20 protein-coding genes are annotated in these 23,663 nt (G+C 70.4%); 8 read left to right on the top strand and 12 right to left on the bottom strand.

All coding sequences use genetic code 11. From position 1 onward, the window contains the following. Nucleotide 1: 1 nt before the first annotated feature. The 9 genes from ACFYR0_RS28775 to ACFYR0_RS28815 form a co-directional block, all read right to left on the bottom strand. Nucleotides 2–667, bottom strand: coding sequence for a LysM peptidoglycan-binding domain-containing protein (locus tag ACFYR0_RS28775; RefSeq protein ID WP_386376670.1), 666 nt, complete (start codon nucleotides 665–667; stop codon nucleotides 2–4). Nucleotides 668–669: 2 nt separating this feature from the next. Next, nucleotides 670–855: a hypothetical protein gene (locus tag ACFYR0_RS28780; RefSeq protein ID WP_389334225.1), complete on the bottom strand. Its 186-nt coding sequence runs from the start codon at nucleotides 853–855 to the stop codon at nucleotides 670–672. Between the two features lie 68 nt (nucleotides 856–923). Next, nucleotides 924–1,376 (bottom strand): phage tail protein, encoded by a 453-nt coding sequence (locus ACFYR0_RS28785; protein WP_389334228.1) that lies wholly within the window; start codon nucleotides 1,374–1,376, stop codon nucleotides 924–926. A 3-nt stretch (nucleotides 1,377–1,379) separates the two neighbouring features. After that, nucleotides 1,380–1,811 carry a phage tail protein gene (locus ACFYR0_RS28790; protein WP_389334231.1) on the bottom strand — a complete coding sequence of 144 codons (432 nt, stop codon included), beginning with the start codon at nucleotides 1,809–1,811 and terminating at the stop codon, nucleotides 1,380–1,382. 49 nt (nucleotides 1,812–1,860) lie between these two features. Beyond that, the gene (locus tag ACFYR0_RS28795; RefSeq protein ID WP_389334233.1) at nucleotides 1,861–4,461 is read right to left on the bottom strand and encodes a phage tail sheath subtilisin-like domain-containing protein; all 2,601 of its coding nucleotides are present in this window, start codon (nucleotides 4,459–4,461) and stop codon (nucleotides 1,861–1,863) included. 19 nt (nucleotides 4,462–4,480) lie between these two features. Continuing rightward, complete coding sequence (locus tag ACFYR0_RS28800; RefSeq protein ID WP_389334235.1) at nucleotides 4,481–5,062, bottom strand: hypothetical protein; 582 nt, start codon at nucleotides 5,060–5,062, stop codon at nucleotides 4,481–4,483. Beyond that, entirely contained in the window at nucleotides 5,059–5,598 is a 540-nt protein-coding gene (locus ACFYR0_RS28805) for a Pvc16 family protein (RefSeq protein WP_389334237.1), read from the bottom strand. Before ACFYR0_RS28805 ends, ACFYR0_RS28800 begins: the two co-directional genes overlap by 4 nt. 126 nt (nucleotides 5,599–5,724) lie before the next feature. Further along, nucleotides 5,725–6,768 (bottom strand): BTAD domain-containing putative transcriptional regulator, encoded by a 1,044-nt coding sequence (locus ACFYR0_RS28810; protein ID WP_389334239.1) that lies wholly within the window; start codon nucleotides 6,766–6,768, stop codon nucleotides 5,725–5,727. A gap of 354 nt (nucleotides 6,769–7,122) precedes the next feature. Beyond that, complete coding sequence (locus ACFYR0_RS28815) at nucleotides 7,123–9,390, bottom strand: NACHT domain-containing protein (protein ID WP_389334241.1); 2,268 nt, start codon at nucleotides 9,388–9,390, stop codon at nucleotides 7,123–7,125. A 225-nt stretch (nucleotides 9,391–9,615) separates the two neighbouring features. Between ACFYR0_RS28815 and ACFYR0_RS28820 the strand changes: the two genes are divergently transcribed. From ACFYR0_RS28820 to ACFYR0_RS28855, 8 genes are all read left to right on the top strand, one after another. After that, nucleotides 9,616–10,119 carry a hypothetical protein gene (locus tag ACFYR0_RS28820; RefSeq protein WP_389334244.1) on the top strand — a complete coding sequence of 168 codons (504 nt, stop codon included), beginning with the start codon at nucleotides 9,616–9,618 and terminating at the stop codon, nucleotides 10,117–10,119. Between the two features lie 131 nt (nucleotides 10,120–10,250). Then, complete coding sequence (locus ACFYR0_RS28825) at nucleotides 10,251–11,057, top strand: hypothetical protein (RefSeq protein WP_389334247.1); 807 nt, start codon at nucleotides 10,251–10,253, stop codon at nucleotides 11,055–11,057. 532 nt (nucleotides 11,058–11,589) lie between these two features. After that, nucleotides 11,590–12,423, top strand: a complete 834-nt coding sequence (locus ACFYR0_RS28830; protein ID WP_389334250.1) for a carbohydrate-binding protein — start codon at nucleotides 11,590–11,592, stop codon at nucleotides 12,421–12,423. A gap of 869 nt (nucleotides 12,424–13,292) precedes the next feature. After that, complete coding sequence (locus tag ACFYR0_RS28835; RefSeq protein ID WP_389334253.1) at nucleotides 13,293–14,120, top strand: class I SAM-dependent methyltransferase; 828 nt, start codon at nucleotides 13,293–13,295, stop codon at nucleotides 14,118–14,120. A 13-nt stretch (nucleotides 14,121–14,133) separates the two neighbouring features. After that, entirely contained in the window at nucleotides 14,134–15,723 is a 1,590-nt protein-coding gene (locus ACFYR0_RS28840; RefSeq protein ID WP_389334256.1) for an FAD/NAD(P)-binding protein, read from the top strand. Further along, on the top strand, nucleotides 15,720–16,535 hold the full coding sequence (locus tag ACFYR0_RS28845) for a class II aldolase/adducin family protein (RefSeq protein ID WP_389334259.1): 816 nt from the start codon (nucleotides 15,720–15,722) through the stop codon (nucleotides 16,533–16,535). Before ACFYR0_RS28840 ends, ACFYR0_RS28845 begins: the two co-directional genes overlap by 4 nt. A 768-nt stretch (nucleotides 16,536–17,303) precedes the next feature. Continuing rightward, nucleotides 17,304–20,738: a S8 family serine peptidase gene (locus ACFYR0_RS28850; protein ID WP_389334262.1), complete on the top strand. Its 3,435-nt coding sequence runs from the start codon at nucleotides 17,304–17,306 to the stop codon at nucleotides 20,736–20,738. A 156-nt stretch (nucleotides 20,739–20,894) separates the two neighbouring features. After that, on the top strand, nucleotides 20,895–21,488 hold the full coding sequence (locus tag ACFYR0_RS28855) for a hypothetical protein (protein WP_389334265.1): 594 nt from the start codon (nucleotides 20,895–20,897) through the stop codon (nucleotides 21,486–21,488). 28 nt (nucleotides 21,489–21,516) lie between these two features. Here ACFYR0_RS28855 and ACFYR0_RS28860 read toward each other — a convergent pair whose 3' ends face one another. Genes ACFYR0_RS28860 through ACFYR0_RS28870 form a run of 3 tightly spaced genes read right to left on the bottom strand, consistent with a single transcriptional unit; the run spans nucleotide 21,517 to nucleotide 23,565 of the window. Beyond that, nucleotides 21,517–22,467, bottom strand: a complete 951-nt coding sequence (locus ACFYR0_RS28860) for an aromatase/cyclase (protein ID WP_389334267.1) — start codon at nucleotides 22,465–22,467, stop codon at nucleotides 21,517–21,519. Between the two features lie 52 nt (nucleotides 22,468–22,519). Beyond that, entirely contained in the window at nucleotides 22,520–23,305 is a 786-nt protein-coding gene (gene fabG, locus ACFYR0_RS28865; RefSeq protein WP_389334270.1) for a 3-oxoacyl-ACP reductase FabG, read from the bottom strand. Beyond that, entirely contained in the window at nucleotides 23,302–23,565 is a 264-nt protein-coding gene (locus ACFYR0_RS28870) for an acyl carrier protein (protein ID WP_389334273.1), read from the bottom strand. The genes fabG and ACFYR0_RS28870 overlap by 4 nt, the downstream gene beginning before the upstream one ends. Nucleotides 23,566–23,663: the final 98 nt, after the last annotated feature.

A 23,663-nucleotide genomic window follows, 5' to 3' on the forward strand; every position in this document is an offset into this window, starting at 1 on the left:
CTCATCCCGCCTTCGGGGGCAGCACGAGTACCGTTCCCGGGGTCAGGCGCCGCGGGTTGGCCAGGCGGTTCGCCTCGGCGACCGGCCGCCAGAAGTCGACGGTTCCGTACACGCGGTGGGCGATCCCGTCGATGGTGTCGCCCTCGCGCACGAGCCAGGTCTGGTACAGGTCCGACGATTCCCTGCGTTCCGTCCTGGCGAGGTCGTCCGGCTCGACGACCTCCTGGAAGGTCACCTTGACCCGGGCCCGGACGGGCTCGCCCTGCCGGTCGAAGAGCTGGTAGGTGACATCGGCGCTCAGCATCACGCCGGGGAAGACGAAGTCCCCCCAGTGCAGCCGCACATAGTAGGGGGCGTGGCTCTCGGGCTGGAAGCGGGTGAGTGCGAGCAGCGCCTGGAGACGGGCCCGGACCGTCTCGGCGGCCTCCACCACACCGGTGCCGTCGAAGAAGAACTCGATGGTGAGCTGGTCCGGCTCGCCGCCCGCGTAGGAGGTGGCGGGCTTGCTGGCGCCGGCCGGCTGCTCGTTGGTGTAGCGGTTCTTGAGACCGAAGGACAGCTCGGTGGGGTTGAACTGGGCCTGCCACCGTCCGGCCGGCTCGGTGAAGCGCTGGTCGCGGAAGACGTCGAGGGTGAGCTTGGCTAGCTGGTTCTCCTCGAGGATCACCCTCAGGCCTCCCAGTCCCTGCGCAGCTGTTCGAGCACCCGCTCGGTGGCCCGGCGCACCACCCGCTCGACCAGTTCGTCCTCCGCCGCACCGCCGCCGCCCGCGGTGGGTCCCGCGGACGGAACGGTGGCGGCGGAGGTGCCGGTGAGCGTCACCTCGCTCACGATCTCGCCGATCACAACGGCCATCGGGGTCTCCTCGGGTCAAGTGCGCTGCGGGAAGCGGGGGTACGGAAAGGGGGCCGGGCAACGTGCGGTCAGCCGGGGAGGGTGACGAGGGTGAGTCCCTGATGGGCGATCTCGACGGACTCGACGGCGACGCCGACGGACATCGCGTCGAGATCGGGGCCGGCGATCTTCACCGGCCAGCCGCGCCGGAACGACCAGACCCGCACGGGCGCCGGTTTCCCGTCCACCATGCCGAGCAGCTGCACCTGGCCGTCCCGGGGGCCGACCCTGCCGAGGCGGCCGTACTCGGAGTACCAGTCCCACAGCCCCCGGTCCGCGGTGGCACCCCGCTTGAGCACCAGGCTGGGTGCCGAACCCCTGGACGGGAAGCGGTGCGTGAAGCGGTTCTCACCGCCCTCGGCGTACTCCTCGACCCCGGTCTCCGCCGCCAGCCCGGTGCACTCGCTGAAGTCCGCCATCGTCAGACCGTCGATCCGCAGCCGGAAGAAGGCGGTGGTGTAGGGGTGTCCGATGCTGTCCATGGCTCAGGGGATCGTGACCGTGATGCCCTCGTGGGCGAACTCCAGTGACTCGATCGCCACATCGGTGCCCGTCCCCTTGAGCCCCGGCCCCTCGAGCTTGACGGGCCAGGCGCTCTTCATGGTCCAGGTCATCACGATCTCCTGCTGTTCGTTGCACAGACTCACGGTGACCACGCGCCGGAAGTCGCCCCCCGACTGGACCTGGTCGAACCAGGCGAACAGCCCGTTCCCGGCCGCCGGCACGATCCCGCGCTTGAGCGTCACGCTGCCGTACTTGCGCAGCCCGGGCATCTTCCGCACGGTCTGCTCGGGGTGTGCGCCACCTCGGTACTCGACCGTCTCCGTCTCCATCGTCAGCCCGCTCACCTCGGAGAAGCTGGAGGTGGAATCCCCCCATCCCACTTTGAAGTTGAGGGCTGTCATCGGGTAGTCCATGGCCTGTCCTCCTCGTTGCGTCGATCGGTTCACGGGGACAAAGGAGGCGTCACTCCGTCAGCCGCTTGTGACTGAACCGGAAGATCACGAACTCCGCGGGCTTGGCCGGGGCCACCGCCACCTCGGTGACGACCAGGCCCAGGTCGACATCGGTCTCGGTCATGGTCTCGCCGAGCCCGACCCGCACCCGGTACGCCTGCTCCGGACTGGTACCGGCGAGGGCACCGCTGCGGAAGAGCTGGTCCAGGAAGTTCTCCACCGAGACCCTGATGCGCAGCCAGGTGTCCTGGGTGTTCGGTTCGAAGACGACCCAGTTGGTACTGCGCTCGACGGACGTCTCGATCAGGTTGAACAGCCGCCGGACGCTGACGTACCGCCACAACGCGTCGTCGGAGGACGTCCTGGCGCCCCAGACGCGTGTGCCCCGGCCGGGGAAGGCGCGGATGAGGTTCACCCCCGCCGGGTTCAGCAGGTCCTGCCGTCGCTGTGTGTAGTCCTCGGCCGTCCCCACGATGCCCTTGACGCGTTCGTTGGCGGGGGCCTTGTGCACACCCCGCTCCCGGTCCGTGCGGGCGAACACCCCGGCCACGAAGCCGCTGGGCGGCACCGTCACGATGCGTTCGGCCGCGTCCGTCTCGAGGTTGACCATCCTCACATGCGGGGCGTAGGTGGCTGCCTGGACGCTGTTGACGACCGTGCCGCGCCACTCCGCCAGCTGTCTGTCGTCTCCGTACGCGGGCGCGTCGACGATCGCGATGCGGCGGAACTCCTCGCAGTGCCGGGTCATCGCCCCGACCACGTCGGCCTGGAGCAGCGGGTCCGCGAAGGTCAGCAGGTCCGGGCAGATCACCATCGCGGGCTCGGTGACGCGTTCGAGCTGATCGAAGCCCGTCTTGAGGGCGGCGGTCGTGACGGGGCGGTCGGAGCCGGACACCTTGGGCCGGACGAACCGGGGCAGGGTGTCCGGTGCGAGCGCGCCACCGGCCGGCGGTCCCACCGTGATCCGCGGGGACACGCCGTTGACGATGCCGTCCCTCCGGTAGTGGCGCGGATGGTCCGGGTGCATCGCGAGCTGGGTGTAGCTCTCCACCTCCGCGCCCCGCTCGGTGACCCTGAGGGCGAAACGCAGCGGGTTCAGGGTGGTCGTCTGGAACGCGAACAGCGGGTAGCGCCCACTGTCTCCCACGGGGACGGGTGCCGTGCCCTCGACGGAGACGACGTAGACGTTGCCGCCCTTGTGGTCGGCACGGGCGACGGCGTACCGCTTGTCCGGTTCGAGCTCGACGAAGTCGCTGCCCGGCTCGGGGGGCCGTACGCACCGCACCACGATGCCCTTGGTCGCATCGGCGGGCTTCCCGATGTCGACCTGGGTCCACACCTTGTCGGCAGGGTCGCTCGCCGCGGCGGCCCAGCCGTCGTCCTTCGCGGAGTCGCGGGTGAGGGAGAGCGTGTCACCGCCCGCACCGGAGAGCCTCACCACCGTGCCGTCCGGCACGAACGAGTACCTCTCGGCGAGCGACGCGCGTGACGGGTGGTCCAGCGTCACCGTCTCCCGGAACTGCCTGGCCGCCAGCTGTACGTCGACCTCGACCGGTCCGGCCGGCACGTCCGCGGGGAACTCCAGGCGGGTCCTGGCCTTCTCCCACACACCCGTCAGCCCGCCGGCGGTGACCGCCTGGTGCCCTGTCTGAAGGTCCGCGGCCTCCGGCGTGGGAGCGTCCTTCCAGGACAGCGCGCTCAGCGGCACGACCTTCGGGTCGGGCGAGGTGGGCGCCGGCAGATCGGCGGTGAGGCGTACGACGCGCACGGCGAACTCGCCGCCGGGCAGGGCCTGGTTCACCTTGGCGGCCAGGGTGAGCATCAGGCCGGGCGCGGCGGCCGCCAGGCCCTCCACGACCGCTGACGCCCTGCCCATCGAAGGCGTCACCGCCGTCACGACGTCCCCGCGCTGGAAACCGGAGCCCGTCGCCAGCCTCAACGCCGTGCCCGTCGACGGCACGGCGGCCACCACCCACGTCGCCTTGGCCGGCAGGGCGAGTTCCGTGCCCGCGGGCACGGCGAGGGTGAGCCGGGACCCTGTGGCGTCGACGGACTCGACCGTGGCCGCCCGGGGCGCGCCCGTGGACGTCACGACCAGGACCGGGTCACCCGCGGCCACTCCGACGACCGAGCTGACCGTCAGGGTCTTCTGGTGCTGGCCGGCGGCGAGGGAGTCGTCCGCCGCGAGCTTCACCCGGCCGGCGTAGAGCACGCCGCTGCCTGCGGTGGTGTCGAGCGTGACCGCGACACCCAGCTCGTTCGCCCAGCTCCCGGGAGACGTCGCCTCGACCCCGAACCCGACGGTCGCGTTGTCGGCGCGCAGCACCTCCCAGGTTGCGCGTACGGAGTCGTCGGCACGCACGACATAGGCCGCCGGTCCCCCGTTCTCGAAGAACCCGTAGACGGCCTGGGCGGTGTACCCGCCGGGCACCGGACGGGCACCGAAGACCGCCTGGAACTCCGACCAGCCGGTGATCCGCGTCGGCTCCTGGACGGGGCCCCGCTGGGTCGCGCCGACGACCGCGACCACGCTCGTCGGCGCGGCCGTGACGGGTTGGGGACCGGCGGCGACCTCTTCGATGTAGACGCCGGGTGACTGATAGCTGATCACGGCTGGCCTCCAGCGCTGCTCACGTCGTGGTGTCGATGAGCCGGATGCGGGTGGTCCGGCGGGCGGTGTCGAGGAAGGCCTTGCGCAGCAGGTTTCCGTCGACGCGGATCTCGAACCGATGGAAGCCCTCGGCCCAGACCGTGGGCGCCGAGCGGTAGCAGCCTGGTTCACCGGGCACTTCGGGCAGTTGCGCGGCCGGTTCGGCGCCCTTGGTCGGGTGCGCGGACACGGTTCGACCCACACTGGGTCCCTGCGCGGTGACGAGCACGACCTCCAGAATCGACGGCCGGGGGACGAAACGGTGCGTCACCACACCCTGGTCCAGCGTGATCACCGATTCGGGTGCCGCCAGATGCAGCGCGGCGGCAGGGGCGGCCGTGAGCCGCAGCCGTACGGGCGGCACCGGCGGTTGCCGCCCGGCACCCTGCGCGGTCACGGCGACGGAGCCCGCCGAGACCACGCGCAGCTCCCAACCCGTCGGCGGCCCTCCCACGAACGCGGCGGAGACGGGAACCGGCGCGCCGGACGTCGCGTGCACGGCGCGCACCTCGTGCCGGAGCGTCCGCCGCGCGGACTCACCCACCGGCCGGACAGTGGTCACCGCCTGACCTCCGCGTACGTGACGCGGTGCTCCGTGACCCGGGTGGTGCTCTCGGGACCGAGCGGGGGCAGCGGGACCACTTCGACGCCGTAGTACAAGGCGAGACGGAAGTCCCGGCCGTACGCGGTCCACAGGCTGGTCCGCTCCTCCGAGGAAGGGGAACGCAGCCGCACGGTGAGCTGCTGGACCAGCGGCTGGAGTGCCGGGCTGAGCTCGGCGGCCCCGAGTCGGGGCGTGGAATGGAAGACCTGCGCCACTCGGGCGAGGCGCTTCTGGCACTCCAGATGGTTCCCGGTGAAGGTCATCACATAGGACAGCGCCAGTCCGAGCGGCGGCCGCTCGTACCCGGCCGCCGTGCTCACCAGCGGGCCGTTGCGCACATGGCCGTGTTCCTCGACGGCGTACAGACAGATATGCAGCTTGTCCTGCGTGAGATTGGTGCCGGAGTCCAGCGAGTTCACCTCCACCCAGCCCGCGGGGAGACCGGAGCGGCTCTCGACCAGATCCCTGAGGGTGGAGGTCACATCGTCGATCACGTAATGGCTCTCCTGTCAGCGGCCCGAGGTCGTCCCACCACCGGCGCGGCACCCGTTCGAACGCGACGGCCGTGATGGGGCGTGCCGACCGTTGTAGAGGGAGGCTGTCTCGACGCTGTCGCCGGGCTATCTCCGCGCGGTCTTCGTCGTCCGGCGAGGGCCGGGCGGGGCCGTGGGTGCCCGCATGAACCGCCCGTCGCGCCGGGAGCCCGTCTCCGTCATCTCACGCAGCTCGCCGATCACTTGCTCCAGCACGGCGGTGAGGTCGCGGAGCTCGCGCTGCGCCTTGAACAGCCGCTCGGTCAGGATCTCCACCTGGTTCCCCGGGACCCCGCCCCCCTGGCGCGGTGGCCTGCGCACGCCGTCGTCGACCGCGTGCGCCGCCGCCGCGGTCTCCGGCAGGGGCTCGACGCCCAGCTCGTCCGCCAGCAGTTGGCGGCACAGCTTGTACTGGCGCAGGGCGTGGGTGCGGCGTCCGGCGGCCGCGTGGATCTGGATGATCGTGCGATGAACGTCCTCACGCAGAGGGTCCCGGTCGAGGATCAGCTGGGCGTAGTGCAGCGCCACGTCGTGGTCGCCTGACCGCCGGTGCCAGCCGACCAGCCGGGACAGGGCGGAGAGGTACAGACGCAGCAGCCTCTCCCGTTCCGTGATGACCCAGTCTTGGTAGGCGCCTTCGAGCAGATCACCCCGGTAGAGCATTACCGCGTCGGCGAGTTGGGCGACGGCCTCCTCGTCGAGCTCGCGAGCCGCCCCGGGCCTGTGCGCCGTACCCGCCGGAGTACCGTCGCACCCGTGGGAGAGCGAGGCGAGCGTGGTCTCGAACCGCGCCACGTCGATCAGCGCGTCACTGTCGGGATTGAACCCCAGGGTGTCCGCGGCCTCGATGAGCACATAGGTACCGCGGGGCGTGCCCGGTGGTTCGATCGCCTGCCGCAGTCGCCATAGGGTCGTGTTCAGCCGCCGACGGGCGTGCGACGTGGGCAGTTCGCCCCAGAAGGCGGAGGCGATCTCCTCCCGCGGGCGCGGAAGGCTGCGGTTCAGCACGAGATACGCGAGGAGGTCGGCCGCGGCCGGCGGAACGGGCAGCGTGGTCCCGCTGCCCCCGGCCGTGACACGGCGCATGCCCCCGGAGGTCCGGCGCGGACCGAAGAGCGTGATTTCGAGCATGCGGAGACCCCCGTAGCTCAGGCCGCGCGCCGGAACTCCCGTTCCAACCGCGGCTGCTGACCACTGATCCGTCCCTTCCATCCTAGATTGTTCCGGCTCGGGCAATCCGGGACACGAGCAATTCCGGGTGCGTTTCACGGGCGACTTGGGGGACGTCGGACACCGGCGCGGTCACCACGGTGGCGTGCCCGGCGCGAGGGGGTACGAGACATGCGCCGGAGCCGCCCGCCGACCGCGCGGTGCCGCATCGCCCAGGAGGCCGCTGAACTGCCGCATGGGTGGCCGGGTTCAGCGGCTGCGCTGCTTACACGCCTACCCTCGGGACGTACCAGCAGAGCTGTTCCTGACGGATGATCAACGCGATTCCATGTCGCCTGCGTCCTCCGTCAGGCGCTGATACGTCGCTTGGGCCGTGGCTGCCAGGGCTCGCACGTGGTCCGGCAGGTCGCGATTGGCGGAGATGCGGGTGAACGCCCATACGATGCGCTGCCGTTGCCTCCGCAGGAAGCGTTTCCGCTCCCTTTCCTCCCAGTCCGACGTGTCTTCGACCGCCCCGTCCGGGCTGGTGAGAACCAGGATCGGTTCGAAGTAGTCCGGGAGCCTGAGGCCCATCGGATCCTCGCAGATGTCGGACAGGGCCTGCTCTCCACGGGGGTCCCCGGATATCAGAAGTGACTCCACCGCCAGGATGCGCTCCACACCCAGCGTTCGACGGCGTCTCGACGCCTGTACGAGCCGGTCGAGGGCCATGGCGAGAATCTCGGAAGGGACGTGGGTTCCCAGGACGTGCTGCCGCATCACGAACGCGCTGCCGGCGACTCCTCCGAGTTTGACCATGCGGCGCAGCATGGGAGTGCAGTCGATATCGAGGTCGCGGGCCCGGTCGAGCATGAACCCGATGGAGGAGTCCCGGTCCTCCGGAACGTGCCAGTCTCTCCACTCGAAGACGATGCGTCGAACTACGCGCGGTCCCGGCCAACGGCCGCCCACACGCAGCTCGGAGCGGAGGGCTCGCCTCAGTCCGGCCGGCCTTTCGCCGACAGAGCGCACGTACAGATACTCGACGATGGTCTGGTGCAGAAAGGTCGGTTCGCCCGCCCGCAGTGAGACCAGGCCCGTGCTGCACAGGAGGTCTCGGGTCACCTCGTCCCAGACCGCCTCTTGGACCAGGCCCGGCTTCAGACGTTTCACCATTCCCGCCACCAGACCGGGAACGCCGGACAGATGCTCCCAGACGAGCGCTTCCACGAGCCTGGGCAGGGTTTCGATGGTTCTGTCGGCCAGATCGCCGCCGACGTGCTCGAGTGCGGCGTGGACCCGCTTACGCAGGCCGCCCTGAAACTGGCGTTCATGAAGCAGGTCGAGGAACTGACGGTAGAGCTGGCCCCGGCTGCGGGCGGCAGAACGCTGCGGGTCGGCGCCGTACAGCAAGCACAGCATGGTGGCGGTCAGCGGGATCCGGGCAAGCCTGGCGATCCCCGACTGCTCCAGCGCCCGCGCCATCACGGTCGCGTGCTCATCCGGGTCCGCCACGCCCTGCGCCGCGCCCCACTTTCGGACGAAGCCGCGGAGTCCGGCCGCGTCGAAGGGTTCCAGCCCCAAGTGCGGGACCCGTGGCCCAAGGACGGCGAGTTCCGAGTCGGTCAGCGGACGGGTGGCCACGATGAACTCGTGAACGAAGTCGTCCGAGCGCAGGACATGCCGGATCTTCTCCAGCACTCGGCGGCGCGGTTCGGAATCGATCACCTCGTCAAGGGCGTCGACCAGTACCAGCCAGGCGGAACCGGGGCGCGGTGGCCGCTCGAAGAAGCCCGGCCCCTCCGGCAGCGCCTCCCACGCGATCCCGAGCTCCTTCCTCACGTGGCGCTCGAGATCCTGGGCGAGGGGCGCCTCGCTCGTCAGCGCGCTCGCCGGAACCAGTACCGGAACCGGCCGATCCGGCGGGCCGAGGTCCAGTCCGGCACGCAGGACTTCGCGCAGCAGGCTCGACTTGCCGCCACCCGGCCCGGCGACGATCACACGCGTCCCGCCGCGCAGGACGTCGGCCGGGTCCAGCAGATCTCCGTCGGTGAAAAGGCCCTCCTGCTCCGCAGGTCCCCCGGCCCGCCCCACGACGAGGACGCCCCGCTGGGACTGGTAGACCTCGGGCAGTTCCGGGACGAGGCCGAGGCGCCCGAGCCCCGGAGCGGGATGACGTGAACAGAGCACACCCGCGGCCCGCGCGTACGCCTTGAGCATCGACGACGGCTCGGCACTCCGACGCTCGAGGTCCTTCCCACGGGCTTGCGCCCGCGCCTCGTCCCTCGCCCGTGCCGCCGCCCGCCGCAGGTCCTTGTAGTAGCCGACCGGCTGCGGCCGCCTGTTCCGAGCCGTGGCCCTGCCGTGGAGAAACGCGATCAAGAAGTTGAAAGCCGGTGTGTCCCTCGGGACGGCCTTCCTCCTGCTCAGCCACTCGTTCAGCGACGACTCTTTCAGGCTCGAGTTGCCCGGCAGTTCCGACTGCGCGACCAAGAACTGCGGCGAAGGCCTCCCGGCGGCCTCGTACAACTCCGCCAGCCCGTCGTAGAACCGGGACTCCTGATCCGTCGGCGGTAACCCCGCGCTCTCCGACCGCCGTGCCACCCGCCGCACCTCTCTCACGAGCGCCTCGACGGGTACAGACGTACGCCCGCATCCGGAAGGCCATCCGGACCGGATCGGTTCCGGAGCGAATTCACACCTGCCGCGACCAGCGTATACACCTCGTCGTCGCCGGATCACCGGAAGCGACGACAACCTCCGGACGGGCTCCATCGGCACCTCCAGCCACGCCTGACGGGCGTGGCGCCGCAGCGAGAGGCGCCGCAGGTGACCCCGACCACTCCTCAGCAACGTCAGCCGCACCCCGTCAGCGCGCCGGCAGCCGCCGGGCGCGTCATCGTCCTCGCCGTCCCCTCGAAGGCGATCGTCACGCCGCGTCGCGTGTTCCGCGGGGACAGCCGACCGCCCGCGACCATCTTCGAGTCCGGCTTCCGCGTCCGCGCCGACAGCACCAACACGGACATCAAGGAGTACGGACTGCGCAACGTCCCCTCCCCGTGGATCGGATGCACCGTCCGCGCCGACCTGGCGTCCGGCTTCCCCGGACGCGCACGGGGCTCCACCTGGATCTACGAGATCGAAGCCCCCGGCAGGGGCATCGACGTCAACCGCACACTCGGGTACGGCTACGCCTTCCGGGCGGAGCGGGAGATCATCTTCCCGTACGACATCCCCGCCCGGCGCATCGTGCGCGCGGTGTGGTGGTCCTGGGGCACGCCGACGGACCGCGTGGTCGCCAATCCCGTGTACCGCACGCCGTCAGTATGTTGAGGCCTTCGGCGCGTTTGTGCGGCTGGGGCTGGTGGCCGCGGCGGACGCTGGCGCAGGGGGGTGTGTTCCGGTATCCACGGCGTCGACGGCGTGACGGGCGGCGAGGTGTCTCGGCGAGGGAGAATGCGATCATGACGAGCACCACTCGCCTCCCCGAGGCCCCGGCCCGCAAGCCCGATCTCGAGGACGACTTCGCCACCCCGACGCTCAGAACGGACAACTGGGTCGACCACTACCTGCCGCACTGGACGACGCCCGAACGCTCCCTGGCACGCTACGACTTCGACCGTGCGGGCCTACGGCTGCGGATCGACGCCGACCAGTCGGACTGGCGGGAGGAGGACGCTCCGCTTCGGGTGTCCAACCTGCAGACCGGGGTGTTCTCCGGCCCGGTGGGCTCTGAGCGAGGAACGCACCGGCATCGCCCGGACGGGCTGGTGGTGCGCACGCCCACGCCTGAACGCATGCTGTGGGCGCCCGCCGCCGGACGGGTGGATGTGACCGTGAGCGCAAGCGTGGATGAGGGCTGCATGCTCGCGGCGTGGCTGGTGGGAAGCGAGCATCTGTCCGAGAAGGACACCGGCGAGGTCTGCGTCTTCGAGATCGACGCCGAAGGTGTCGGAGACACCCAGAGCCGTGCGCGATGCGGAGTGAAGGCGCATTCGGATGCGCGTCTGACCACCGACATGGCCGAAGTGACCGTGCCCGTGGACGCGTCGAAGCCGCACACCTGGACCGCGATCTGGGGACGTCAGGGCACCGTCATCGGATGCGAGGGCGTTGTCGTGCGACGGTTGCCTCCGTTTCCCGGCTACCCGCTCCTCCTGATGATCGATCTCTTCGAGGTCGCGCCCCGTTCCGAGAGCGATGCCTCGTATCCGAAGACGGCTCATGTCCACTCGGTGCGTGGCTGGACGGGCGATTTCGCCTCGGCCTGAGCCTGGACGAAGTCTCCGTCGGCGTCGTTCACCGAACCCTCGCGGGTCGCGCGGACCGAGCCTCGTCGGCCAGCTTCCGGGCGGTGTGGATGGACCGCGAATGGATCGCCGTTGGCGGTGTGTTCCGTGTGGCGGCCGAGGTTCATGGGCGTACATGGGGCGGTGACAGCATCGGTGCGGCACCGCGGAGGCCTGTTCATCAGGGGCGACGGTGACGGCGCGGTGGTTTCGGCCGTCGGGTGATCAGGTGCCGCACGCATGAGGGGCGTCGGGGGTGGCGGCGGCATGGCGATCCGCGCCTCACTTCGGCGCCTTGACCGCGGAATTGGTCTAGGCCATCGTTTGGCGCGCAGTTGATGGCCGGACGATTCCTGCGCCGGCGGGTGGTCACCGTTGTCGGCCGGTCCCTCTGGAGGTGCGGTCGTATCCATACCCGCGCACACCGGCCCGGTAAGACGGCTCGGGCCGCGCCGCAGCATCGATTCAGCCCCGCGACTGCGCCTCAACTGGCACCTCAGAACGAAGGAGCTCCATGGACAGGCGGAAATTCCTGGCCGGTGGTACGGCGGCGGGCGCCGCGCTGGGCCTGACGGCAGCCGGACTCTGGACAGCGCGCCCCGCGGGCGCCGCACCGATCGGCTCGGGCTGGACCGAGGTCAGCGCGGACTACAAGGTCCACCAGCCGACCGGCCTGACCCGGCACACCGTGGACGGCACGGGGCTGCACCACTTCTGGCTCTACGACACCGACCCCGTCCTCTGGCCGGACAGTTCCTCCGGACCCCGCAGCGAGCTGAGGTTCGTCGACGAATACACCTCCGGCTCGGCGCAGTTCGAATGCGACATGAAGATCGCCGCAGGCGCACACCGGGTCTGCGTCCAGCAGGTCTTCGGTGCCGCCTCCGCGGCCACCGCCTTCATGACGCTGGCGATGAACACCAACAGCATCAACTACTACGACTCCACCACGCAGATCCACTCCCCAGTGTACGACCAGTGGATCCGCCTCAACGTCGTGCACGATGCGGACGCGGGCAAGGTCTCCGCATACGTGAACGGTCAGCTCAAGAGGACCTTCGACGACCGTGGCGACAACACCCATTACTTCAAGTGCGGCATCTACGGCCGCACCGGCATGTCTCAGCGCACCGACGTCCACGTCCGGAACATCCGTCTGTACCGGAAGAGCGGCGGATCCGCCCCGTCACCGACTCCGACTGCTACGACCACTTGGACCCCCGGCGTCCTGTACACCCAGGGCCATCAGGTGACCTACAACGGCCTGCGGTACTCGTGTCTTCAGACCCACACCTCCCAGGCCGGCTGGGAACCGCCGAACGTCCCCGCACTCTGGCAGCGCGCCTGACCGCGAACGGGCCTGGATCCTGAGCCCAGGGCTACCGGACGTCATCGCTTCCCGTGCGGAGCCTTCGCCGGTTCCTGGGCGTCCGGCTGCCTCGCCCGGGCGATCCGCATGCCCTGGGCACGGCTTCGTACGGAGGGGGAACAGTCCTCCCCCCACAGGCAGTCTTCCAGCATCGTGCCGTGCCCCTACCCACCAGTGATGGATCTCCGGACGGCCTCCTGATGGGCGGCGCCGCGGACCTGGCCTCGCGGGTCGGCAGCCCTTCCCACCGCCGTGCTGTATGGCCGCCACGTCGGCTCGCATGGCGGATCCGGCGTACGCCTGCGGTCGCGGCCGTAGCCATCACGACGGTCCTGGTGAGCTGCACCTCGGCCGGCACGCTCGTCCTCGGGCCGTCCGAACCATCCCATTGCCGAAGCGACAAGACCGGTATGCCACAGGGTGGCACCGCTCCCTTCAACGACGCTCGCCACTCGGAGAGTTGCGCGACGGCCGCGCCGTGACCAGGGCCATGCGCTGCTCGCTGTCGCACCGCTCGCCGGGAGGCCATCCGCATGGGCAGCAGACTCGCATGCCCTGGCTGCGTCACGGACCGGCCGAATGGCCAGGCTTCGGGGTTCGGCGTCGGTCAGGCACCGGAATAGCGAGGCCTTCCGATCATCCCTGCTGGCTCCACGCGATCTGACACCGGTTGTGATGATGTCAGCGGTGTCAGGAACGGGGCAGGGGATCGGGACGGTCAGTAGAGTCTGCGACCACCCAAAGCGGCCTGACCATGGGTGAAAAGAATGCGCTGATTCAGCTCGGCGCGGCGGGCGTTGTTCCCGCACATCGGCCTCGTGCTTCTCACGAGCGAGAAAGGGAATCTGATGCTTCAGCAGTCCAGTGCTGCCCTGGCGAGTGTCTTCGATCGGGCTTCCGAGGATTACGACCGAACAGGTGCCGCCTTCTTCACGCCCCTCGGTCGAAGGTTGGTGGAAAAGGCTCGGGTCGAGCCGGGGAGCAGCGTCCTGGATGTCGGATGCGGGAGCGGAGCGTGCCTTTTCCCCGCAGCGCTGGCCACCGGCCCGAAGGGGCGGGTCGTGGGGATCGACCTGGCTCCGGGGATGGTCGGGCGAGCACGCAGAGCGGCGGAGTCCCAGCGGCTGGGGAACGTCTCGGTGCAGCTCATGGACGCTTTCCGGCCGGAGTTCCACGGCGCGCGGTTCGACTTCGTCCTGAGCAGCATGGTCCTCGTGTGGCTGCCCGACTCCGCGGAAGTCCTGGAACGATACCGGCCCTTGTTGAATCCCGGCGGCCGATTCGCCTTCTGCAATCCACGGCTGACGGGGCAGGACGGAATTCCCTTTGTGCCGGAGATCTTCGGGACCGTCATGGAGTCGGTCGGTGTGCACCCTAAAACGTTCTTCGAGGACCTGGACAACGGTTGGCTGGGAGCACCGGACGCGGCTCTCCTCAAAGCCGGTTACACCGGAATCGAAGTGTGCGACGAGACCTACTCTCTGGAGCTTCTGTCCGGTGAGGACTGGGTTAGGTGGTCGTGGAGTCATGGTTTCCGGTCCTTCTGGGAGAGGGTTCCGCAGGCGCGACTCGGTGAACTGGAAAAGGAGGTCGCCGAGGGTATTGATTTGCTGCGCGACTCCGATGGAGTGATCCGGATTCCGGGGACCGTCCGTTATGTGTCGGCTTCCACGTGACGGCGTGAGCGATATGGCGAATCGCGATGTCGAACTGGCCGTCATCGGCGGCGGTGCCGCAGCCGTGTGCCTGCTGGATGCGCTGGCAGAGGCCGAGACTCCTGCTGGAAGGATCAACGTCTTCGAGCCGACGCCGCACCTGTGGCGTGGGCGGCCCTATCAGCATGATGACGAAGTCGTCCGGCTCAACTCCCCTGTCGGCGACATGTCGGTGCGCCATAGCGACCCCCTGCACTTCGAACGCTGGCTGGCCGCCAGGGACCGGGCCGACGGCGTCACCGGGGGCCAGGTCGATCCGTACTCCGGGGTCCGCTTCGTCCCGAGGACGGTGTACGGCACCTATCTCGAGCACTCCGCGCGCAGGAGCATGCGGGATCTCGCAGCCCAGGGCGGGCAGGTGAACGTCGTACGCGAGCGGGTCGTCGGTACCGGGCCGGCCCTTCACGGCGGTGCCGTCCTGGTCACCGACCGCGGCCGTCGTCTCTCTGCGGACTACGTGGTGCTGTGTGTGGGCCGCGGGGCACCGCAGGACACGTACCAGCTCAACGGCGCTGCCGGGTTCGTCCCCGATCCCTATCCCGTGTCCAAGGCTCTTGTCGGTATCGGCCCGCAGGACGCGGTCGGCGTGATCGGCAGCGGGCTCACGGCTGTCGACGCCGTACTCGCGCTCGCCGCGGTCGGCCATCGGGGTCCGATCAGTCTGCTGTCCCGGCAGGGTGTCCTGCCCGCGGTACGTCAGCGCCCGGTGTCGCACCGGTTGCGGCACTTCACCGCGGAACGCTTCCGTGGGGGTGGTGCGCGACGGTCCGTCGGGCTCGCGACCGCCGCCCGTGTCCTCGGCAGGGAACTGGCTCAGGTGGGCGAGGATCTGAGGGTTCTCACTGCGGAGATCGCCGCGCTCGGCCGGGAAGATCCCACGGCACGTCTGCGGCGCCAGCTCGACGAGGTCGACTCGGGCAGCCTCGCCCTGCGTATCGCGCAGTCCGCCGTGCCGGAGGCCGGCCCGGGCCTGTGGTCCCTACTGGCCGACGAGCAGAAGGCGGAGCTGCTCCGGAGTCACTACCGCACCATCCACGCCCTGTGCTGCCCCATGGCACCCGCCAGCGCTGCCACGTTGCTCGGGCTGATGGACTCGGGTCAGCTGCGGATCGTCGAAGGCCTGCGGCGCATCTCTCCCTCGCCAGGAGGTGGCTTCGCCGCCGACACGGACACGCGGAGACTCTACGTCGACCATGTGGTCAACGCGGTCAACGCGCCCGTTGACAGACTCCCGCCCGCGGCTCGGCCGCTGATCGACGAGCTGGTCACGGCGGGCGTGGCCGCACGCAACCCCTTCGGGGGCCTGTCCGTAGAGCGTGAGAGCAGCCGGCTCGTCGTCAAAGGTGAACCGAACCCCCACTTCCATGTCCTGGGCGACCTCGCCTTCGGCACCTTCTTCTTCACCTTCGGCATTCCCGCGATGGTGAACCGCGCCCAGGAGATAGCCGCCTCCCTGCGCGATCACATGCCGGGCAGGACACCTGTCCTGTCGTCGCCCGGCGGCCGCGTCCCGTCGGGTCACATCGCTTCCGTCCGTCCTCCGTCTACCGAGGTGTCCTCATGACCGACCCGCACGTTGCCGGGCCCGCCCCCTTCCTCGCCGACACGGCCACCGGGCTCCCTCTGCCCGAGCCGCCCTCGTTCGGCTCCCCCGCCGACGAACGACGCCACCGCAAGCAGCGGCTCGCCGTCGCCCTGCGCCTGTTCGGCAAGTACGGGTTCGGCGAGGGCATCTCCGGCCATCTCTCCGTCCGCGACCCCGAGCGCCACGACTGGTTCTGGGTCAACCCGTTCGGGGTGTCGTTCAACCGGGTCAAGGTCCGCGACCTCATCCTCGTGGACAGCGAGGGACTCGTGGTGCAGGGCAGCCGGCCCGTCAACCCCAGCGCTTTCGTCATCCACTCCAAGATCCACGAGCTGCGGCCCGACGCCACGGCCATCGCCCACGCCCACACCGTGCACTCCCGGGCGCTCGGCTCACTGGGCCGGCTGCTGGAGCCCCTCGACCAGGAGTCCGCGGCCTTCTTCGAAGACCAGGTCCTGTACGACGACTACAAAGGCCCTTCCGTCGAACTGGACCTGGGTGAGGAGATAGCCGAGACGCTGGGCAGCCACAAGGCGCTCCTGCTGAAGTACCACGGGCTGATCACCGTGGGGAGCACGCTGGAGGAAGCCGTGCACTGGTTCCTCACCTTCGACAGCGCGGCTCAGGTCCAGTTACTGGCCCACGCGGCCGGACTGCCCCAGCCGCTGTCCCCCGAACAGGCTCGCTCAGCGCGCGACGGCTTCGGAGACACCGAACTCGCCCGGTTCAGCTTCGAGCTGCTCTGGGACGAGATCATCCATGAGCAGCCCGACGTCCTCGAAGAGAACTGACCTGTAAGGCACTTCGCCTGCCCCGGGCTTCGCGCCGACTGCGCCGGTGGATGGCAGAGGCTGGTTTGCAGACGCTCCGTCGGCCTGGGTCCGGGCCAATGCCGCTGACCGGACCGGACGGGCCACGCGGCCCACAGTCGTGCCGCGACGCTCCCTCGGCCGCGGTGAGGAGGACCGGCCCATGACCGGGACTCCTCGGGAGACTGGGGGCCGCCTCGGCGCCCTGGCACGACCCGGCCGTCGGCGAGGGGAGCACCGGGTCGTGCCGGCTCAGTGGGCCCGCGTTCACAGGTTGGAGCTGGGTCTTCGCGGGGTCAAGGGCGGTTTCCGGGACGGCCGTTGGCGGTCCATCCGGGGTCCACCCACGCCTGTCCGCGAACCACTCATAAGGCAGAGTCGGGGAGCGCACCCGCCGCTCCTGCGGGAGAGTCCTGGTTTCAGCAGGCCTCTGCCGTCGCGCGGAAGTCCGGTCAGGCCGCCGGTCCATTCGCGCTCCATTCATAGCCTCCCCCACGTGCAACGACGCAGTGGCGTCGGCGTGCCGGACGCGGTCCGGCTGCTCCGATGGACGCCTGATGGAAGCGCCGCCCGCCTGCCCGTCCGGGACGGCGGCGTCGGGCCAGGTGGGTGAGGTGCGGCCCGCAGCGGGCCTGGTAGACGACTCGGCACACGGTTGACGTGGCCACGTCGCAAGGGGTTCGGTGCTGACCCTCCGGGCTCCGCGTCGCCGGAGCCACCACCCCCCACTTGCTTACAGGGAGCACCACCATGCGCTTCAGAGCGAGTCCCTGGCGCCGCCGCAGTGTCGTCGCCGTGCTGGCCGCGCTAACCGCTGGCACTCTCACCGCCCCGGCCGGGGCGAACGCACCCTCCGTTCCGTCGCCCTCCGTCTCGTCGTCGCCGCAGCAGCGGGCGAGCATCCGCACCGTCACGCTGATCACCGGCGATCAGGTCGTGGTCACCACACGGCCGGGTTCACTACCCGAGGCCCTGTACCGCGCCGCCGAAGGACGTGAACGCGTCGCCGTGTTCAGGTCGTACACCAAGGACCGCCACGGCCGCGTCCGGCTGGACGTCGTCCCCGCGGACGCCGCGGACCTGCTCGCGTCCGGCCGCCTCGATCCACGTCTGTTCGACGTCACCGGACAGGCGGAGACGCTTCCCTCGGGCGCCGTGGTTCCGGCGCGGGCGATCGCCGCCTATCGCGGCGCCCCTCCCCCGGCGCTGCGCGCGACCGACGGTTTACGCACCGTCCGGGCGCTGCCCGCGCTGGGCGGCGCCGCCCTGCGGGCCGGAGCCGACGCGCCCGGGGCGCTGTGGTCCGCGCTGACCACCGGCGGCGCGGTCAAGCGGCTGCGGCCCGGTGTGGAGCACGTCTGGCTCGACGGGCGCGTGCGGGTCAAGGACGAGCGCAGCAACAAGCAGATCGGCAGCCCGGCCGCCTGGGAGTCCGGCTATACGGGCAGGGGTGTGGACATCGCGGTCCTGGACACCGGTCTGGACGCCATGCACCCCGACTTCGCCGGGCGCGTCAAGGAGAGCCGGGACTTCACCGACAGCGGCGGGGCGACGGACAAGGTCGGGCACGGCACGCATGTGGCGTCCATCGCGCTGGGCAGCGGCGCGGGCGGTCCGGGCGCCGCGTACCGGGGTGTCGCCCCCGACGCCTCCCTGCTGGTCGGCAAGGTCTGCGCGGACGAGTACTGCGACGACTCGGCGATCATCGCCGGGATGGAGTGGGCGGCCTCGAGCGGCGCCGACATCGTCAACCTGAGCCTCGGCACCGATGAGGCCTCCGACGGCAGGGACCCGCTCTCACTGGCGGTGAACGACCTCAGCGACCGCTACGGCACGCTGTTTGTCGCCGCCGCGGGCAACAGCTACTGCTGGGCCCCGACAATCAGCGGCCCGGCCGCCGCGGACGAGGCCCTGGCCGTGGGCGCGGTGGACGCCGACGACGTCCTGAGCACGTACAGCAGCTGCGGTCCGCGCCCGGGCGACCAGGCCGTCAAGCCCGACATGGCGGCACCCGGTGATGCCATCGCGGCCGCCCGTGCGAAGGGCACCAGCATCGGCGAGCCGGTCGACGACCTCTACACCCGTCTGTACGGCACCTCCATGGCCACCCCGCACGTGTCTGGCGCCGCGGCGCTGCTCGCCCAGCGTCACCCGGACTGGAGCGGGCGGCAGTTGAAGGCGGCCCTGGTCTCGTCCGCCGATCCGGCCGCCGGGCAGCCGGTGTTCGGGACCGGCTCCGGCCGCCTGGACGCGGCGCGCGCGACGACGCAGCAGGTGTACGCCGAGACGGTCTCCCAGTCCTTCGGCCATCTCCCCTATCCTCAGCGGACGCTGCCCGACGCCCGCCGCACCGTGCGGTACCGCAACACCGGCGGCACGGACGTCACCCTGTCCCTGACCGCCTCACTCACAAACGAGTCCGCCACAGAACCCGCACCGGACGGCAGCCTCACCCTCTCCGCCGACCGGATCACCGTCCCGGCACACGGCACGGCGGAGGTGACGGCGACCCTCAAGGCGTCGGCGTTCCACCAGCGGGCCGCGGGGCAGTTCGGCGGGCGCGTCACCGCCGAGGGTGACGGGGTGCGCGTGGTCACCGCCGTGGGCGTCGTGGTCGAACCCGAGTCGTACGACGTGACGATCAAGGCGATCGACCGCGACGGGATGCCGGCGAGCGACGATCTCGCGCAGGGCGTGTACCTCTTCCAGCGCAACGGCATCGCGTACGCCGATCCGCCCGTCCGGCTGCGTGACGGCGAGGCCACCGTCCGACTCCCCAAGGGGGTCTACGCGGTGACCGGCTCGATCTCCACGCTTGACGCGGAACTCCCGGCCGCCGAAGCCCCGTTGACGCTGGAGTCCCAGCCGCGCACCGTCGTCGACCACGACGGGATCACGGTCACGCTGGACGCCCGGCGGGGCAAGGAGGTGGTCGACCGGGTGGACCGGCCCGATGCCCGGCGCTACTACACCGAGCTGAACCTCGGCATGCTGGCCGACGACGGGCGGTCCCAGAGCAACCTCGTCCTGGGCGCCGTCACTCGGGCGCCGATGTACGCGGTCCCGGTGGCGGCGGACCCCGAGCGGATGGTTCTGGGCCACACGGCCGTGATGCTGCCGGAGAAGGGATCGGCGTACACCTACTACCTGGCCCACGGGCCGCGTGGCGGCGGCATTCCGGAGAACCTGGACTACCCGGTGCGGGACTCCCGACTGGGACAGGTGCGCGCGGACTACCGGGCACAGGGCAAACCGGCCGTGGGCGCCCGCTCCGCCGGTCCGGCGTACATGCCGATGCAGGGGCTGATCTTCGGCATCCTGCACGACGTCCCGCTGCCCGGCAGCCGCACCGAGTTGTACTCCACCGGGACGGCCGAGTTCGAGACGGACTGGTCGGAGCACCTGTTCCAGCGCGCCACCGGCACCCCGTTCCCAGGTGCGTTCGACGGCAGCATCTCCGGCATCGGGCACTACACGGCGGGCACTTCCGTGCCGCGTGTATGGAACCAGGGCGTCCTGCGCCCGGACCTGGACCTGCACCGCTACGTCAACGGCGTCTACCGCACCGGGGACACCCTGGCGGCGGTGATCGGCGCGTTCGCACCGACCGACCCGGGCCACGGCTCGGCGGCGGTGTTCCAACTGCGCCACGTGCAGGCGAGGATGACGCTGTCGCGGGACGGCAGGGTGCTGGGCGAGGCCCCGCTGCCGGGCATCGGCTGGTTCGCCATGCCGGCCGACCCGGGTACCTATGAACTCGCCCTCGACGCCCGTCGGTCACCGGACTGGGCGACCACGGCCGGCCGGATCATCACCGAGTGGACGTTCCGCTCCGAACGGCCTCAGGGCCTGGACTGGCTGCCGCTGCTCCAGGCCGGTGTCAGCTCGGACTTCGACGAGCTGGGCCGGGGCCGCGCCTTCGACTGGCAGACGCTCGGCGTCACGGTCACAGCGCAGGCCGGGGCACCCGAGGCGACACTGAAGGACCTTTCGGTGGAGGTGAGTTACGACGACGGAGCCTCCTGGAGGCATGCCTGGGTCCGGGAGCGCGACGGCAACCGGGCCGAGGTCACGGTCTTCAACCCCTCCGACCGTTCCTCGTACGTGTCGCTGCGGGTCTCGGCGAGCGACACGAACGGGAACAAGGTGCGCCAGACGGTGATCCGGGCGTACGGGCTGGCCTGACGCACCGCCGGGGAGCGGGGAGCACACCACCCCGCCCCTCATACTCACGTGGAGTACATCGCCGGTCCATTGACACGGCAGTAATCCGGGGTGAAGCTGCGTGAGGATGTGCCTGTCCGCCTTCGAAAGAGAGACCAACGGCGATATGAGCGGGTCGTGCGGATCTACGAGTGGACCAGTGAACTAGGCGTCATGGAGCAGAGCGAGCGCGGTGAACTCATCGACCGGCTGATCGAGAGGTTCGCCCTGCCCCCGACGGCCACGTCGAAGGACGCCTGCCGCCGCGTCGGCGAGGTGCTCAGCGAGCACCTGCAGGAACGCGTGGAGGTCAGGTTCGTCCCGATGCGCGGAGCACGGCTCAGCGGGGCGACGGCACGCTACCGGGACGGCTCGTACGTCGTGTACTGCGTCAGTTCACCGTCCTGGTACCACCGGCTCGGGGTTCTGCTGCACGAACTCGCGCATCTGTACCTGGGGCACGAGCCCGTCGTCCTGGACCGGCAGGCGGGCCTTCGCCAGTTCGCCCCGAACCTGCCGGCCAGGATGGCGCGCATCATCGCGGGGCGGACCGACCACACCCGGTCCGAGGAGCGGGAGGCCGAGGAGTTCGCCGATGAGCTGCTGGAGCGCCTGACGAACAGTCAGGAAGAGCTGCGGGCCCGGGCCTTGTCCAAGGCACCGCCGTGCGTCACGCGGATCGCCGAAGGACTCACGCCCTCCGACCACGCGCTGAAGCGGGGTGAGCGCTGACCGTCGCCGACCTCGTGCCGGCGCACGGTCAGCGCTGCCGCTCGGCGTGGCGGCGGGCGCGGTCCAGCGTGATACGGCTGTTGGCGGACACGGCCTCGCGCACGATCGTGCGTGCCGTCCCGAGGCTCACGTCGGGGCCGAACAGCTCGGTGACACCCGCCAGGTCGATGACGACCGTGTGGTGAGAGCTGAGCGTCACGCCCCGGCCCGTCTCCGCGATGCTCCAGCGGCCGGTGTGCACGGCCAGCAGCGGAGGCAGCAGGGTCTGTTTGTAGACGATGCGACGGTCCGGGAGACACACACGGGCCGACACGGTCGTCGACACGCTGCCGTCCGCGGCACGGGTGCGCATCTCCACTGTCTGCAGGTCCGGCATGTCCTCCCGCAGGGCGACCGAGAGCACGTGCGGCAGACGTTCGGGCCAGTGCTGGGCCTGGCGGAGGAAGTCGTGGACCTCCTCGGCCGGTGCGTCGATCCGCACGCTGTCGTCGATCTCCAGGCGCGACCCGTCGCAGGGTGCCGTGGCACGTTCGGCGGCGGCCTTCAGGGCTGCCAGCTCACTGCGGCTGTTGCGGTCGACCGCCTGCTCGATCCGCTCCAGGTCTGCGGGGTCGTCGTCGAGAGCGCGGTAGCCGTGCAGGAGCCGCACATGGCAGGTGCCGTCGGTGAGCGGCTCCACCCGCCAGCCGCCGCTCATGGCGGCCACCGGCGGTGCGGGCACCTCCTGGCGGAAGTCGATGCGACGCGCCCGAGGATCGAGCCACCGGCGCGAGACCCAGCCCGTGAGCCGGTCGCCCGCGCTCGCCCAGATCCGCAGCCGCTCCTCCCGGACGGACGATCCCCCGGCACGGTCGACCCAGACGGTCGGCGGGAAGACCTGTGGCCAGTCCTCCGCATCCGCCAGGAGCCGGTACACGGTGTCAGCGGGCGCGGGCACCGTGATCCCGTGCTCGGCTCGCCGCTCGCCGTCGAACTGCATCACGTACTCCTCTCGTCGGCCGCGGAGCGGCAGGCGCTCCGCGGCCGGCGGCTCAGAAGGTCCCCAGTCCCCCGCAGACGTTGATCGCCTGCGAGGTGATCGATGCGGCGCTGTCGGACACCAGATGGCCGACCAGGCCGGCGACTTCCTCGGGTGTGCTGTAACGGCCCAACGGGATCCGCGCCCGGAACCTCTCCAGCACGGCCTCCTCGGAGGTCCCGAACGCGGTGGCGTAGCCGGCGCGCACCTCCTGGGCCAGGGCGGTCTCGACGAACCCGGGACACACCGCGTTCACGGTGATGCCGGTGGCGGCCAGTTCGTTGCCCAGCGCCTTGGTGAAACCGACGACACCGTGTTTGGAGGCCGAGTACGCGGCCGCCAGCGCGACGCCCTGCTTCCCGGCCGTGGAGGCGATGTTGATGATCCTGGCGTCGTTCCTGTCCCGCATGCCGCCCGAGGTGAGCACCTCCCGGGTCACGCGGAAGACACTCGTCAGGTTGGCCTCGATCACCTCGGACCACGCCTCGTCCGTGAGGTCCGCGGTGACCCCGCCGCCGCTGCGGCCCGCGTTGTTCACGAGCACGTCGATCGGGCCGAAGCGTTCGACGGCGGCTCCGACCAGTCCCCGGACGTCCTCGGCCACCGTGACATCGCACCGGGCGCCCTCGACGTCCAGGGCCTCCGCCCTCAGCTTCCCGACGGTGGCCGCCACGTCCCCGGCGTCGCGCGCACAGATGAACACCCGGTGCTCACGCGTGGCCAGCAGTCGCGCCGTGGCCAGTCCGATGCCCCTGGTGGCGCCGGTGACGAGCGCCACCCGTGGCGACCGCCGGGTCATCGCTCCGCCCGCAGGATCTCGTTGACGGCCTGGATCAGCGCCCGGGGCGTCTCCGGCTTGGCCGGGGCCGCGTCGTCGAGCGTGATGCCGTACGCGTCCTCGATGCGGACGACCGTCTCCAGCAGGACGAGGGAGTCGTATCCGAGCGCGCCGAAGGTGGTGTCCAGGATGTCGCCGCCCGGGCAGGCTTCGTCCGGGTCTCCCGCGCTGTCGCGCAGCATCACGGCGAGGTCGTCGATGGTGAAGGGCCGATCAGGCATGGTGGACCTCTCTGTCACAGTCTGTCACAGTCTCTGTCCGTCCCTGTCGCTGTCTCTGTCGCTGTCTCTGTCCGTCTGTCTCTGTCCGTCTGTCTCTG

Origin of the sequence: Streptomyces sp. NPDC005017 (genome assembly GCF_042873115.1) — a bacterium.
In the GTDB taxonomy this organism is placed as follows: domain Bacteria; phylum Actinomycetota; class Actinomycetes; order Streptomycetales; family Streptomycetaceae; genus Streptomyces.